Below are 15,309 nucleotides of genomic sequence, written 5' to 3'. Positions count from 1 at the left end.
TCCCTCGTGCTTATTTATTTCATTTAATCAAAAAGCAAACTTATGAAAGAACAATTATTAAAGAAGCTAAGCATGCTGCTGGCTTTGTGCTGGCTGGTCTACCTGCCGGTACTGGCCCAGGATGGTAAGGCGGTGAGTGGAGTGGTCACCTCCTTTGAGGATGGATCTCCACTACCGGGAGTAGCTGTGTTGATCGAAGGATCCAATACTGGTACGGTTACAGATTTTAACGGAGAGTTTAGTCTCAACGCTTCTCCGGAAGATGTACTGGTGATTTCCTTCGTGGGATTCAAATCCGTGAAAGTTCCTGTAAAGAACCAGACGGATTTTAACATTATCCTGGAAGAAGACCTTGTCGCTTTGGACGAAGTAGTCGTAGTAGGATATGGTACGGTCAAGAAAAGCGACCTTTCAGGTTCGGTATCCTCTGTTAAGGCGGATGATATTGCTGCCTTTCCGGCCTTGTCTGCCACACAGACACTACAAGGTCGTGCAGCAGGTGTGCAAATCAGCTCGAACAATGGGGGACAGCCAGGCGCTAATTTCAACGTAAAGATCAGAGGTGGTACGTCGATCAATGCCAGTAGCGATCCGATCGTAGTAGTGGATGGATTTGTAGGAGCAGAGATGCCACCTCCAGAGGATATAGCTTCGGTAGAGGTACTAAAAGATGCTTCGGCAACAGCGATCTACGGTTCGCGCGGGGCGAATGGTGTAATCATGGTGACGACCAAAAAAGGAAAAGCAGGTCAAATTAAAATTGACATCAACTCTTCTTACACGACACAGTCTCCTACCAAGCAATTGGATCTATTGGATGCAGATGAGTTTACCGATTATATGAGCGAGTTTGGTGCCTACACCAATTTAGGAGGTAACACCAATTGGCAGGAAGAAATATACAGAACGGGCGTCATCTCTAACAATCAGCTTTCTGTGAGCGGTGGCTCTGATAATGTGACTTATTACCTGTCTGGGACCTATTTCGATCAGCAGGGAGTGGTGATTGGTTCGGATTACAAAAGATATTCTCTGAATGCTAATGTGAATGTCAATGCCACAGATTTCTTGAAAATAGGAATGAGTGTATATGGGAGAAAAAGTGAAAACATAGGAGTAAGAACACAAGAAAGCTCTGGTGGATCTGGTCAGGCTGGGGTGACTAGTGCGGCTTTGCGTTTCAATCCAGATTTAGGCATTTATGATGCCAATGGTAATTATTCGACTTCCAGAGTAGGAGATGAAATCGACAACCCTGTAGCCATGGCTACTGAATACGATCGTGAGAGAGTAACCGACCGTTTTCAAAGCAATGCCTACATGGATTTTAAATTGACTGAATGGTTGAGTTTCAAAACGACATTAGGTCTTGGGTCTACCAATTGGCGAGATGGTGAATATTGGCCACAGACCCTCATCAGAGGTCGCAACACCGGAGGATTGGCTGGCATAGAAGCCAGAAAACAGAGCTCTACGGTTAGTGAAAACTATTTCACGATTGACAAAGAATTTGGTGCGCATCACTTGACCTGGGTGTCAGGGTATTCTTACCAAAAGAATGTATCCGAAGCATGGGAATCTTCCAGTCAGGGTTTTATCTCAGATGGGGGACGTTTTTGGGCTTTGGATCAGGGATCAGCTCCTAACTTTCCGACTTCAGGTCTTACCGAATCAGTAATCAAGTCATTTTATTCAAGAGTGAACTACTCTTTGCAAAATCGATACATCGTGACCTTTACGGGTCGATACGATGGGGCTTCCAACTTTGCGAAGAACAACAAGTGGGCCTTCTTTCCTTCAGGTGCTGTAGCGTGGGATATCAAAAGTGAGAGCTTCATGGATGACGTGAATTTCATGACTCAGTTCAAATTGAGAGCCAGTTATGGTTTGACGGGTAACCAGGCGATTGGACCTTATCAATCATTGGCCACATTGGAGCCGACCTATTCCATCATAGCTGGACAAAATGCTTTGAAAGTTGGTGGGTTGGCCAATTCAGATTTGACATGGGAGACGACCTCTCAGATGGATATAGGTTTGGACATTGGGATACTTGATGGCAGAGTCAATTTCGTAATGGACTATTATGAAAAGGAAACCAGAGATCTTTTGTTTCAGAGACAATTGCCATCATACGTGGGGGTTCAGACCCAGCTACAAAACATAGGTCGTGTAAGCAACAAAGGTTTTGAGTTTATGGTAAGCACCAAAAATCTGGTGGGAGAATTAACCTGGGATACCGATTTCATCATTTCTTCCAATAAAAACGAGGTGCTGGAGTTGCCTGATTCTGTTGAATTCTATGGTGAGTCGCCAGGACATTTTCTTCTAGACGGAACCTCCCAATTACTCCTGGAAGGTCAGCCCGTGGGTGTCTTTTATGGATATGTTTATGAAGGGATTTACCAAACTGGAGACACCTTTATACCAGGGTCGAACTTTGAGCAGGAAGCTGGAGGCGAGAAGTATGCAGATATTTCTGGTCCTGATGGTGTGCCTGATGGCCAATTGACAGCAGATGATAGAAAGCTGATCGGAAATCCACATCCAGATTTCATCTGGTCTCTGAATAACACATTTGGGTATAAGAACTTTGATCTGAGCCTTTTCATCCAGGGTGTGCATGGCAATGACATGCTCAATTTCACTGCGATGGAGTTGCAAACCATGTCTGGCAAGAGTAATGCTTCGACTTATGCACTAGACAGATGGACACCGTCAGATCCTAACACTGATGTGCCTAAGGCTTCTTCTGCCAGACCTTACAGGGTGTCTTCTAAGTATATCTATGATGCTAGCTACGTGAGGCTGAAAAATGTGACATTAGGTTACACATTCCCTAGATCAATGTTGGAGAAAGTATTCATCCGCTCGCTTAGAGTCTATGTCAGTGGTCAAAACTTGCTGACAATGACAGACTATCCAGGACTGGATCCTGAGGTGGGATATCAAAACTCTGGAAGTGGAGGAGATGGAAATAGAAACATCGGATTGGACTATGCCAGTTATCCGAATGTACGTGCCTACACTTTTGGAATCAATCTGGGACTATAAAAGAGGAGAATCATGAAAAAATTTAAATATACAATTTGGGCATGTTTGGCTTTGGTGATGACACTCGGAGCAAATTCATGCGGAAGTTTAGAAGAAGAACCTGTAGGGATTTTGTCTCCAGAGGCGATCTACAGAACCCCTGCAGATGTAGCCAATGGAGTCAATGGTGGTTACTCCCTGGTCGGACACGAAGGTTTCTGGGGTAGGAAGCTGTCCATGTCCCTCATGTTAAGAGGCGATATGGTATCTATTGGTGATCAAACTACTTCGTCCAGAAGGATAGAAGTGGATCAAATGAGCATGAGCTCAAACAATGGGATGGTGTCTGCTTTCTGGCCCAAAGGTTACGAAATACTGGCAGCTGTAAACTATGCCATCGAGGGAGCTAAAAATGTGGAAGCGGACGAGGACGATATCAATCCTATCGTCGCAGAAGCGAGATTCTTGAGAGCTTTCGTACACTACAATTTTGTGAGACTTTTTGGAGAGATTCCTTATATAGATTTTGCTTTCTCTGATCCTGATCTGGCGTACAGTCTGCCACAGACCAGCGAAGCTGAAGTGTATACCGGAATCATCGAAGATTTGGAATATGCCAAGCAGTGGTTGCCGGATGTGCCGATGGTGAGATCCAGACCTGGAAAGGGAACAGCCGCAGGGTTTTTAGCTTCTGTTCATCTGACTTTGGGCAACTGGCAAAATGCATACGATGAAGCCAAATATGTCATTGACAACAGCGGAGCTTTCCAGTATGGCTTGGAAACAGACTATTCCGAATTGTTCAATCCGGCGGCTGTAGAGAGTTCTGATGAGGTATTGTTTGAAGTGAGTTTCATCGGGGGAGATGCCTCTGGTAATCCGGGTAGTTTAGGGGGAACCAATGCTGCGATTGATTATTTGGCCTCTGTGACTGGCCCAAGAGGAGACGAGCGATTCGAACTAGGCGAGGGCTGGAGTGTAGCCGTTCCGACGATTGAAGTATTCAACACCTGGTCAAACCAGGATTACAGACATGCCGTGAGCTTTGACACTCTTCTCGTTTACGAGGGGGTAGAGACTCCATATACGGATTGGGGCGCCATTGCTCGAAATGTCCCTAGACCTCACATTGCCAAATACTTTAGAGCAGTGGGCGAATCGGGTCTGCCAGCAGGTAGCAATGGTCGTGATTCAGAATTGGATTTTCCTGTCATGAGGTATGCTGAAGTACTGTTGACTGCAGCAGAAGCATTGAACGAAATCAATGGAGGACCGAATGCTGAGGCAGAAGGATATGTGAATCAAGTGAGGTCCAGAGCCAGAAGAGAGCTCGATGGAGATGCCAGTAACGATCGCACCGTTCCTGCCAATGTCAACAGTGGTTTGGGTCAAGATGCGTTCCGCGATTTGGTGTTGGACGATCGTAGGTTGGAGTTGGCATTCGAAGGAGTAAGATGGTTTGATATCAAAAGAAGAAATCTGGGTGTACAGGCATTTGGTGCTTCTGGACTGGAACAACAAAACTTCGATCCTGCCAGAGACTACTATTTCCCGAAATACCAGGCGGATGTAGATCGAAATGAAAATCTTTTCCAAAACGACGGATACTAAGAAATGAGCAGACTGAATCTTTTAGTGATAGGATGCCTGTTTTTCTTTTTCTCATGTGAGGAGAAAAGCAGCAGTGAAGAAAGTAAAAAGGAGCAGCAACACACGGACATCAAATCGACCCTGACGGGTCGGTTTGATTATCTACTCCAATATGAAGTGGATTCTGTTGGTTTTCCAAGGTGTTTAGAGGAGGACAAATCGGTGAGAGGCGTACCTTCTAAAGACTGGACGAGTGGCTTTTTTCCGGGTAGTCTGATGTATATCTATCAGCTCACGGGCGATCAAAAATATCTGGATCGTGCCCTGGAGTGGTTGCCTTATATGGAGAAAGAGAAATGGAATGACTATACCCATGACATGGGCTTCAAAGTCTATTGCAGTTTTGGCAATGCCTATGAAATCACAAAAGAGGAGTCATATAAGGAAGTGATCATTCAAAGTGCCAAAACCCTAATGACGCGCTATAGCCCTACAGTGGGGTGCATCAAGTCCTGGGAATTCGGTAAAGAAAAATGGGACTTCCCAGTCATCATCGACAACATGATGAATCTGGAGTTGCTCTTCGAAGCAACACAGCTATCAGGAGACAGCAGTTTTTATCAAGCGGCAGTTTCTCATGCAGAAAAAACGATGGTCAATCATTATCGGCCGGATCACAGCAGCTACCATGTCGTGGATTACAACCCAGAAACGGGCGAAGTGCAAAACAAATTGACCCATCAAGGGTTGAATGTAGAGTCGCTATGGTCCAGGGGGCAAGGCTGGGGATTGTATGGTTATACCATGGTTTACCGCTACACTGGCGATGAAAAGTTTCTGAATCACGCCAAAAAAATCGCTGATTTTGTCATAGAGCTATCCAATCAAACGGATGATAATATCCTATACTGGGACATGAGCGACCCGAATATCCCCGATGCTCCAAAAGATGCTTCTGCTTCTGCAGTAGTGGCCTCTGCATTGCTGGAACTAGCGGCTCAAACCAACGAGCAGTCTTATTCGGATTATGCCAATTCATTGATTGAGGTGTTGAAATCTGATGCCTATGTATTGCCCTCTGGTTTAGTGGTTCCATTTGTATTGGGACACAGCACGGGCAACTACCCCAAAGATGATGAAATAGATGTGCCTATTGCCTACGGTGATTATTACTTCCTGGAGGCGATGTACAGAGCAAAAACGAACCAATACGAATAAAGAAAAGGAATAATGAAAGTAGCCAGAATAATGGCCGTGGCTCTGGGCTTAATAGCAGCTGTCGGGGTGCATGGAAAGGATAGACAAAAAACGAATTTCAATTCTGGATGGGAATATCTGGAACAGGCAGCACCCACAGTCAGGGAAGCCAATGAGGCCAACGGATGGGAAGATGTAGTGCTACCCCATACCTGGAATGCCGAGGATGTCATGGATCAGATACCCGGCTATCGAAGAGATGCCAGCTGGTATCGCAAAAGCTTTAAAATCGAGAAATTAGCTGATTCTCGCTACTTTCTAAATTTTGAGTCCTCCAATATCGTGACCGAGGTCTATGTCAACGGAAAGAAGGCAGGAGGACACATTGGAGGCTACCTGTCTTTCGAAGTAGAACTGACGGACTATTTAACCGAAGGGGACAATCAGATTGCGGTAAGAGTAGACAATGGATATGACCGTCAGATCATCCCATCTCAAAAGTCTGACTTCTTTATTTATGGTGGAATTAATCGTGACGTTTGGTTGGTACAAACTGCCACTTCACGTATCAGGGGATTGAAAATTTCTACTCCCGTGGTATCAAAGCAATCTGCTAAAACTGAGATAGAGGTGCAAGCAGATGGTAAGGTGCAGGATGCTACGATGCGTGTCAGGGTATATGACCCATTGGCTAAACTGGTGTTCGAAAAGCAACAATCAGCGGTCAATCAGCGCCTTTCGTTCGAACTGAGTAAACCTAAGCTCTGGCATGTGGATCGGCCGCAGCTGTATACAGTCAAGGTGGAGTTGTTGCAAAATGGGAAGGTCATAGATCAGGCACAGGATAGAGTGGGCTACCGCTGGTTCGAGTTCAAGCAGAATGGTCCTTTCTATCTAAATGGAGAGCGCTTGCTGCTGCGTGGTACGCACAGGCATGAGGAATCCGCTGGAGTCGGAGCTGCGATGAGCAACGAGATGCACCGCAAGGACATGGCCATGATCAAAGAGATGGGAGCCAATTTCGTTCGCCTGGGTCACTATCCGCAAGATCCTGAAGTGTATAAGGCTTGTGATGAGTTAGGGATTTTGGTGTGGGATGAGCTGCCATGGTGCCGTGGGGGTGTAGGAGACGAGGTGTGGAAAGACAACACCCGAAACCTACTGACAGAAATGATCCAACAGAACTACAACCATCCGAGCATTGTGTTTTGGTCATTGGGCAATGAGATCTACTGGTTGCCGGATTTTGAAGGGGGCGATGATGAGGCGGCTATCAATGCCTTTCTCTCTGAACTAAATGATCTGGCTCATCAGCTGGATCCCAGTCGAATGACCTCCATTCGTAAGTATTATGCTGGGGCTGATATCGTCGATGTGTTCAGTCCTTCGATCTGGTCGGGCTGGTACAGCGGTACCTACAAGGGCTATCAAAACGCTTTGGAAAAATCCCTGAAGAAATACGACCATTTCTTGCACATGGAGTATGGGGGGTCGAGTTTTTATGGCAGACATACGGAAAACCCAATTACCGGAGATGGTGAGATCAGCACCGGAGACTGGGAGGAGCCCATCAATCAGGTGGAGTATAAGAACATCGCCAACGAAGGGGATTGGAGCGAAAATTACATCGTGGATCTGTTCGATTGGTACCTGAAGATCACTGAGACGCACGAGTCATTCGCGGGATCGGCACAGTGGGCTTTCAAGGATTTCGGGACCCCGCTGAGACCAGAAAATGACATCCCTTATCTCAACGAAAAAGGCTTGGCGGACAGAGCCGGAAATCCTAAGGATGCCTTTTATGTATTCAAGAGTTATTGGGGAACTGAGCCATTCGCCTATATCGAATCTCATACCTGGACTGAGCGATCAGGGCCAGAGGGCAAGAGCAAGAACCTCTGTGTATTCAGCAATGGCAAAGAGGTAGAGCTGATTCTCAATGGTCAAAGTCAAGGCAAAAAGAAAAAGGACATCAACCAATACCCGGCTTCAGGACTTAATTGGGACATTGATTTCCGTGAAGGAGTGAATACCCTGGAGGCCATAGTATATGATGGAAGGAAAATAGTAGCTAAGGACAGCATGGAGGTCAATTATAGCTTTGAGCAAGCGGGTTCGCCCGACGAACTGGTTTTGTCTGCTTCTATTCTCCCTAATGGCAACTATCTGGTCACCGCCAAAGCCATAGACACCAATGGACTGCAATGTCTGGACTATCAGGATCGGGCTTATTTTCAATGTCTGGCAGGAGGAACGCTGATCAAAAATCAGGGCACTCCGACTGGTAGCGAAGTAATCAATATGGCCAATGGAAAAGCGGCCATCGAAGTGAAGCCAGATGCGAAAACAGGTAAGCTGGTGATGGCAGTATACAACCAGAATTTCAAGGGGACTTATCTAGAGGTGGACCTTGGAGTCACTAGCCCATAATCGAAAGCAATTTGATCTCTTAACCCCAGAGATGATGGGGTTAGGAGTTTTATCAAACCAAAAGCGAAGCATGAGAAAATTATTACTATTCATAATGGCCATGAGACTTGTGACTTTTTCTAAAGCACAAGTAGCTCCCATATGGGAGGAATATGTGGCTGACCAAGAAGCGGGTCAGATCAGTAGGCTACCTGATTATTCCTATGCTGGCTATCATTTTTCTGAAGAGGAAATCCCGGATGTCAGTGGATGGACCTACTTTGATGTGACGGACTATGGAGCTGACGGGACGGATGAGTTGCATGACGACACGGCCATTCAGGCAGCCATAGATGCAGCTCAGGCCCACGAAGGCCCTGCTGTTGTTTACTTTCCTGCCGGACGCTTTGTGGTCAGTGAGGATAATGACGTCAACCACTTTCTGCAAGTATCCAGAGATAGCATAGTGCTCAAGGGAAGCGGTACTGACCAAACGGAAATTTACATGGACCAAATGCGAGTCAAGAATGGCCATTGGCAGTTCTTGTTTAAACCTGACGATATTTCGGCTCCTGTGCTCACCTATCTAGAGGGCTCATCGCTGAGGGGAAGTCATGAGGTAATGGTCGAGGATCCTTCAGCTTTGGAACCGGGAATGATCGTTTACATCAGTCACAAAAGTGAGGCTTTTGCGAGGGCACATTTTGGAGATCTGGAGTTGTCCAGCGACTGGACGCGCCTGTTTGGTGCTACTGGGGGTATGACAGTGCATGAACCGCATCTGATTGAATCCATAAGTGGGAACCGTGTCAGGTTTAAAAATCCTGTTCAGACAGATTTGCCTGAAGTAGATAGTAAATATCAGCTGCGCCTCTTACCTACTATCAAGGAGGTAGGAGTGGAGGACATCCTTTTTAGCTCCAATTGGGAAAACTATGGGGAAGACTTTGTACATCACAAGGATGACATCCATGACTATGCGTGGAATGCCATTCAATTCAACAATACGAGCAATGCCTGGATACGCAATTGCGAATTTCGCAGCTGGAGTCAGGTGGTGGATGTCAGGCATTCACTGGCTGTGACCATAGAGAATATTACCCTCTCAGGTAAAAAAGGGCACGCTTCATTTTTAACGCGAAGAAGCTATGGTTTACTGGTCAAAGACTGCATAGATCAGGCGGGTCAACACCACGGACCAGGTACAGGCTACTCTGGAGTGAATACCGTTTACCTCCGACATGAAATGCAGGTGGATCAGTCATTTGACAGTCACAGTGGGCAGCCCTATGCCACTCTGGTGGATAACGTAAACGGGGGCGTGTTCAACAAGAATGGCGGCCCCCACGAAAGCTACCCACACCATGCGCGTCATTTGACTTTCTGGAATTTCAAACATCGATCTACTGGCAACATTGGCTATGATCTATGGAGCATGTCTCGCAATGGCAATACTTATGCAGAACCATTTTTCGTAGGCTTTCAGGCGGATCAGAATGTGACCCTTACCGATACCGGCCTCAACGAACTGGAAGGACAACAAGTGGAGCCGGCTTCTTTGTTTGAGGCGCAATTGTCATTGAGGCTGGAGGCCTTGAATACCTTGCCAAAGCTGAAGTTTGTCTCTCCGGGACAAGGGGACCGACTAGCGATAGGTACGGATCTCAGTGTAGAAGCAGAGGCCAGTGACCCTGATGGCAGTATCACTGCGGTGAGTCTGTATATCAATGAGCTGTTGATTCGAGAAGATACTGAAGCGCCCTACCTCTGGAATGGCGATCTGGATACTCCCTTGCAGCAAATGGAAGCAGGACAATACAAGCTGAAACTGGAAGCGATAGATGATGCCGGTAATGTGACCCGTGAAGAAATAGAGATCATCGTCGGAATGGAACCCCTAATCGAATTTGTGAGGCCCGCGGAGAGCGAGCTGATGGAGGCGGGGACAGATGTCGTAGTGGAAGTATCTGCGAGCGATGAAGATGGCAGTATCGCATCAGTAGATTTGTATCTGGATGGTGCGACGGTGTCTACCTTAACTGCGTCACCTTATGTCTGGGAAGGAGAAAATATGCTCAGTGCGATGCAAAGTGGAAGCTATCTCCTAAAGGCAGTGGTGACCGACAATGACGGCCTGACTGCCGACGTGGAACAAACGTTGATAGTGAATGAACTCCCTACAGTTAGCTTTTCCGAACCTACTGCCCTAAGTATAGATGAAGGTGTACCTGTCTATGTGGATGTCCTGGCTGAGGATGGAGACGGCTCTATCGCCAGGGTGGATCTTTATCTCAATGATGAATTTTTAAGGGAAGAAGTTAACCCGCCCTACATCTGGGGGGATCGCGAGGATCTGGACCCAGAGTTGTTTGCCCTGGCGGCTGGAGACTATACATTGAAAGCCATCGCCATTGATGACAAAGGGTCAAAGAATGAAGCAGTCATAGACATCAGCATCATAGCTGAAGAGGTGCTTGGATTGGATGAAACCCAATCCGCATTTCATATCTATCCTAACCCTGCCAGAGATCGAATCACACTCATGGCGGATCAGGACATAATAGGGGTTCGCGTTCTCGATTCTTCAGGGCGCCTATGGAAAAGCTGGCAGCCCACATCCAGACGATTCGAAATGGATCTAACGAGTTTGTCACCTGGAGTATACCTGTTACAGCTTTTGTCTCCGAATCAACAACAAACCTTGCCATTGATCAAACAAGAATTTTAATCAAGACCAAAATGAAAAGACATCTATTCTGCGCGATCTTCTTATTTGCCAGCGCAAGCTTACAGGCGCAATTGCCACAGATATTGACCCAGTCCAGTGTCCAGAAGGAACATTATTTACCTGATTTCTCTTATGCAGGCTATCATTTCAGTGAGGAGGAGATTCCATTTCAGACAGAAGCTGAGGTAATCAATGTCAGCGATTTTGGGGCGATCCCTGATGATGGACTCGATGACAGTCGGGCGCTGCGCCAGGCGATGGAGACAGCCCACCAGACTGAGGGAAAGGTACGAGTCGTATTTCCTGCTGGGAGATTTATCTTGAGCGAGGTTCTTTATATCCGAAGGAGCGATTTGGTACTGAGTGGGGCAGGTAGCGGCAGTGGAGGGACGACACTTTACTATCCCAGACCTATGCGCTATTTCGAAGATCCCGAGGCGCTGGCAGAGCTGCGCGAATACCTCGTAGAGCTGGACAAAAGACAGCGCGAACCAGAGAATAATCTAGACTTACCCTTTTCCCAATATGCCTGGTCGGGAGGCATGATTTGGGTGCAAGTAGAAGGGGCAAGAGTAAAGTCCTACCTGGATAAATATGATGAGGCTCCCCATGTACTGGCGGAATTAAGCGCTGGTCAAAGAGGCCAACACTGGATCAAAGCCTCATCAACACAAGGTCTAAAGGTCGGAGATGTCGCTCTGATAGAATGGTACAATCCGGAAGGAAAGGAGGGGTCACTGATCGAGGAGCTCTATGATGGAGCAAAGCTCAAAGTAGGGTCTCATCACTGGAACTACCCGGACCATGCGCTGGTGATCCAACAAGTACAAATCGAAGAGGTGAAAAAGGGAAGCTTCAGAATCAAAGACCCTTTGCTACATGATATTAGAGTCGGCTGGAATCCCAAGTTGGTGGAGTGGAAACATCTCGAGGAAGTGGGGATTGAGCATTTCAATATTGAGTTTCCAATGGCACCCAATATCGCCCATCATGTAGAGGACGGATACAATGCCATCTACCTTACCAACTTATTCAATGGCTGGGTCACAGATGTGAAGATCAAAAATGCAGACAGTGGAATCCTGACGGAGCAGATATCCAATGTGACCATTGACAATATCGAAACCACAGGCGAGAAGATGGCTCACTACTCGGTGAGTATGGGCAGTGTACACAATGTGTTCGTGTCTAACCTGCATGTACGCAATCGTGTGAAACATCCTCTGAGTTTCAATACCCACGCGACCAAAAGCGTATACTCCAATTGTTTTGTCTATCAGGAACCCGTCCTGGACCAGCATTCAGGGGCCAATCACCAAAACCTGTTTGATAACATCACGGTATATGTGGATCTGAATGGTCAGCAGAGCTATCCGCTTTTTGCAGGTGGAGGGGCAGGATATTGGAAACCTTCGCATGGGGCGTTTACCACTTTTTGGAATGTCAAGGTGAACTTTCTGAATGGCTTTGATCAGGAGGAGGAGGTCACCCTGGATGGCATGAAAGACGGCCCCTCAGCTCGACTGGTGGGGGTTCATGCCAATCGCCCTATCAAAATCCAATATGGTCCTCAACCCTACATCGCAGCTACCAATCAGGAATTGAGAAAGGTGCCCTCACTTTTCACTTATCAGTTGCTCCAAAGAAAAAAATAGTACAGTACTTATTCAGTTTTTAGTCAATGCGATCCGGTTAGGGTCGCATTTTTTGTATCGCTTAATCCCTTAATTATTCACTAGAGCTCTTTACGATACTTTTATCTTGAAATAGTTTGTACAGTTTTAGATTAAAAATCCCCGATTCAATTGATTTTCCACAAAATCAACTCCTATTAACTCAATATCCTAATAACTATTAACTACAGCTTTTGCTAAACCCTCGGCTTGGGCAAGCCACGATCGTAGAGCACTATACTGCCGGCCACTGCCACGTTGAGGCTTTTTTCGGATTGGAACTTGACCAACATGTGAGACTTTTCGATGGCCTTTTTGGAGAGGCCGTGATCTTCTGCGCCTAGCAGATAGACACACCGTCTGGGGTGGTGAAAACTCTCCAGCGCTTCGGATTTAGGCGTCATCTCTACGCCTACCAAACGAGCCCCCTTAGGTAGGTGAGCATAGAAGTCATCAAAATCCTGATAATGAAAGTAGGGCATGGATTTGACTGACTGGTGTGTATCGCAGGCCTGGTTGTCGTAGCGATTGCCAATGGTGAATATGAAACTCGCACCCAGGTTTTGGGCCGACCGCCATAGCACGCCCAGATTTTCAGGCGTTTTCCCATTTTGAATCCCTATCCCAAAATACTCCGAATCAAAGTTGTCTATTCCCATTTCGTCCATGTTCCCAATTGCATGGCAAAAAGCAGCAATTCAGGAGAAGATTCCAAAAGCCAGGAGGATTTTTTGGGTTAGGGGCAGATAAGGCTATCAAACCATAATTGATTCTACAATGCTAGTGAATAAAACTCTCCCAAAAGATCATAGCCTAGCTATCACACCCTGTTGCAACCCCGCCGCAATTTGCAGCAACGGATTACATGTTGTTGCAAGGCCGCCACAAATTGTAGCAAGAGATTTAATAGAGTTGCAACGGCCCTGCAAATTGCAGGGACAGATTTACCATAGTTGCAAGCTTCCTGCAATTTGTAGGAGGCTTGCAACAGCATATAATTGCTTCCTGCAATCTGCGCGAAGCTTGCAACTCCGTGCGATGGCTTGCTGCAACTTGCAGGAGCCCTGCGCATCAGGTTCATTTCCCGCATAGCAGGTGCTAAGTAGGGAGCTTTGGCTAAAATATGCGTTGTGTTATATTGCGGGAGTACTGAGTAGAGTAAGTTTAATTATTATGCTTGATTTATGAAATTCCTCATCATTATAATTTTCACTTTATACAACTATACTTGTTTTAGTCAATCACTCCTTGAGCAACTGTTTATCGATTTACCACTTGATGATCAATTTTTCAAAAAATTAGATGCAAATTCAAGACGTACTTTAATAGGTTCTAAAAAGATGTATATGAATTTACCTAATTATGAAGTATTGCCTTTAGATGAAAGCGTCGAACAAAGATTAGAAGAAAACCACATTACATATTTTATAATAAAATTTAATCCGGAAGAAAAATACATGGAGTTCGCAGCTCATACATTCTCTATTGATGATATAAAGTATTACTCCATGTCTTATTGGACTTTGTCAAATGACACAATCCTTATTGGGATAACTATTCAAGAGCATCATGACAAAGAAAGTGAATTGATAGAATTCTACATTAAGAATAAAGATGAATATTCTAAAGTAAAAAACAATCAATATCTACCTAATATCAAATCTTTTGACAACATTATAAACTTACATTATGTAAATGAAAGAGGTGTGAGTTTCAAAGACAAAATGAATGTCTTAAATGAAATAATGATTGACCAATTTTCATTTCAAACCGATAATCAAAGTATAAGGTATTCTTATTATCTACACCCTGATTTAGAAATTTATAAAAAGAATAAAGGATACATAGAATCAATTGAACCATATTTATATAAAATAATTGATTTAGAATGGAAGAATGATAAATTTGAAATTGTAAAGAAATATTAAGCACAACATCATCTATCCAATCCCTTCCTCATTTAGCAGAACGCAACGAGGATGTGTGAGTTGAGCGTTTGCAACGCAAGAATATTGATACTCATTTTTTCTCCAATTTGCACCAAAACCCCCTACCAAAGGCATAGTTCAACGGTGAGTCTCTTAACCAATGCCCAATGAAACTCTCCAAATCATTTTTATCTCTTATTTTAGGGCAACAGTTAATAGAATAATTAATTGACCCTCTCAATTATATGAAACGTTATTACTTTAGTTTAATTCTACTTCTAATTGCATTTACTGGATTCTCTCAAGAATTTCAAATGCCTCAAATAAAAACTGACCAAATTCAGGATGAGTATGAAAAAGCTGGGTATTCTGACGATTTAATTTATTTGTACTTAACAAATACTTTGGATAGTGTCGAAAGAAAAAAGGAAGTCATTTTCTACGATTATCCAGATTATAGTATTTGTTCGTTTAATCAAGATTTTGAATACGGAATCAATTACTCATTCGAACAGTGTCGAGAAGCAGGAGGGGCTTCAATTGTTATGATTCTACCTAAAACCGATCGGCAAAGTTTGGTCAGGTTTGTTGAAGAATTATACAAAATCGATAGAACTGAAATCGAAAATGAATGGAATACAGAACAGACTAAGTTTCAACCTAAAGACAAAGGAGTCGGTTGCTATTTCCAAATTATCGAACAGGAGAAATGCACAATGCTTAAGAACTATTGCGGTTGCTAAAAAATGAG

The 15,309-nt window shown here is 45.0% G+C and carries 9 protein-coding genes; 8 read left to right on the top strand and 1 reads right to left on the bottom strand.

From position 1 onward, the window contains the following. The first annotated feature begins 42 nt into the window (after window positions 1-42). From N7U62_RS11560 to N7U62_RS11535, 6 genes are all read left to right on the top strand, one after another. Window positions 43-3,054: a SusC/RagA family TonB-linked outer membrane protein gene (locus tag N7U62_RS11560; protein ID WP_264138129.1), complete on the top strand. Its 3,012-nt coding sequence runs from the start codon at window positions 43-45 to the stop codon at window positions 3,052-3,054. Window positions 3,055-3,066: 12 nt separating this feature from the next. After that, the gene (locus N7U62_RS11555; protein ID WP_264138128.1) at window positions 3,067-4,644 is read left to right on the top strand and encodes a RagB/SusD family nutrient uptake outer membrane protein; all 1,578 of its coding nucleotides are present in this window, start codon (window positions 3,067-3,069) and stop codon (window positions 4,642-4,644) included. Window positions 4,645-4,647: 3 nt separating this feature from the next. Next, the gene (locus N7U62_RS11550) at window positions 4,648-5,841 is read left to right on the top strand and encodes a glycoside hydrolase family 88 protein (protein ID WP_264138127.1); all 1,194 of its coding nucleotides are present in this window, start codon (window positions 4,648-4,650) and stop codon (window positions 5,839-5,841) included. Between the two features lie 12 nt (window positions 5,842-5,853). Then, window positions 5,854-8,250 carry a glycoside hydrolase family 2 protein gene (locus tag N7U62_RS11545; protein WP_264138126.1) on the top strand — a complete coding sequence of 799 codons (2,397 nt, stop codon included), beginning with the start codon at window positions 5,854-5,856 and terminating at the stop codon, window positions 8,248-8,250. A 70-nt stretch (window positions 8,251-8,320) separates the two neighbouring features. Next, a complete protein-coding gene (locus N7U62_RS11540) occupies window positions 8,321-10,957 on the top strand; it encodes a DUF4955 domain-containing protein (RefSeq protein WP_264138125.1) in 2,637 nt (878 codons plus the stop codon). A gap of 11 nt (window positions 10,958-10,968) precedes the next feature. Then, a complete protein-coding gene (locus N7U62_RS11535; protein WP_264138124.1) occupies window positions 10,969-12,612 on the top strand; it encodes a glycosyl hydrolase family 28-related protein in 1,644 nt (547 codons plus the stop codon). A 215-nt stretch (window positions 12,613-12,827) separates the two neighbouring features. Here the strand turns inward: N7U62_RS11535 and N7U62_RS11530 are convergent, their stop codons facing one another. Then, on the bottom strand, window positions 12,828-13,298 hold the full coding sequence (locus tag N7U62_RS11530; protein ID WP_264138123.1) for an RNA methyltransferase: 471 nt from the start codon (window positions 13,296-13,298) through the stop codon (window positions 12,828-12,830). 516 nt (window positions 13,299-13,814) lie between these two features. Between N7U62_RS11530 and N7U62_RS11525 the strand changes: the two genes are divergently transcribed. Together N7U62_RS11525 and N7U62_RS11520 are read left to right on the top strand one after the other, a co-directional pair. Beyond that, window positions 13,815-14,558 carry a hypothetical protein gene (locus N7U62_RS11525; RefSeq protein ID WP_264138122.1) on the top strand — a complete coding sequence of 248 codons (744 nt, stop codon included), beginning with the start codon at window positions 13,815-13,817 and terminating at the stop codon, window positions 14,556-14,558. A 245-nt stretch (window positions 14,559-14,803) separates the two neighbouring features. Continuing rightward, window positions 14,804-15,301, top strand: a complete 498-nt coding sequence (locus tag N7U62_RS11520; protein ID WP_264138121.1) for a hypothetical protein — start codon at window positions 14,804-14,806, stop codon at window positions 15,299-15,301. The last annotated feature ends 8 nt before the right edge of the window (window positions 15,302-15,309 follow it).

Origin of the sequence: Reichenbachiella ulvae, assembly GCF_025833875.1 — a bacterium.
Classification (GTDB): Bacteria; Bacteroidota; Bacteroidia; order Cytophagales; family Cyclobacteriaceae; genus Reichenbachiella; species Reichenbachiella ulvae.
Note: the sequence above shows the minus strand (reverse complement) of the source record. Positions and strands in the feature narration are given on the sequence as shown.

Excerpts from the sequence above, each read along its gene's own strand:
- N7U62_RS11560 (WP_264138129.1), top strand. The coding sequence starts at position 43 with ATGAAAGAACAATTATTAAAGAAGCTAAGCATGCTGCTGGCTTTGTGC.
- N7U62_RS11555 (WP_264138128.1), top strand. The coding sequence starts at position 3,067 with ATGAAAAAATTTAAATATACAATTTGGGCATGTTTGGCTTTGGTGATG.
- N7U62_RS11550 (WP_264138127.1), top strand. The coding sequence starts at position 4,648 with ATGAGCAGACTGAATCTTTTAGTGATAGGATGCCTGTTTTTCTTTTTC.
- N7U62_RS11545 (WP_264138126.1), top strand. The coding sequence starts at position 5,854 with ATGAAAGTAGCCAGAATAATGGCCGTGGCTCTGGGCTTAATAGCAGCT.
- N7U62_RS11540 (WP_264138125.1), top strand. The coding sequence starts at position 8,321 with ATGAGAAAATTATTACTATTCATAATGGCCATGAGACTTGTGACTTTT.
- N7U62_RS11535 (WP_264138124.1), top strand. The coding sequence starts at position 10,969 with ATGAAAAGACATCTATTCTGCGCGATCTTCTTATTTGCCAGCGCAAGC.
- N7U62_RS11530 (WP_264138123.1), bottom strand. The coding sequence starts at position 13,298 with ATGGACGAAATGGGAATAGACAACTTTGATTCGGAGTATTTTGGGATA.
- N7U62_RS11525 (WP_264138122.1), top strand. The coding sequence starts at position 13,815 with ATGAAATTCCTCATCATTATAATTTTCACTTTATACAACTATACTTGT.
- N7U62_RS11520 (WP_264138121.1), top strand. The coding sequence starts at position 14,804 with ATGAAACGTTATTACTTTAGTTTAATTCTACTTCTAATTGCATTTACT.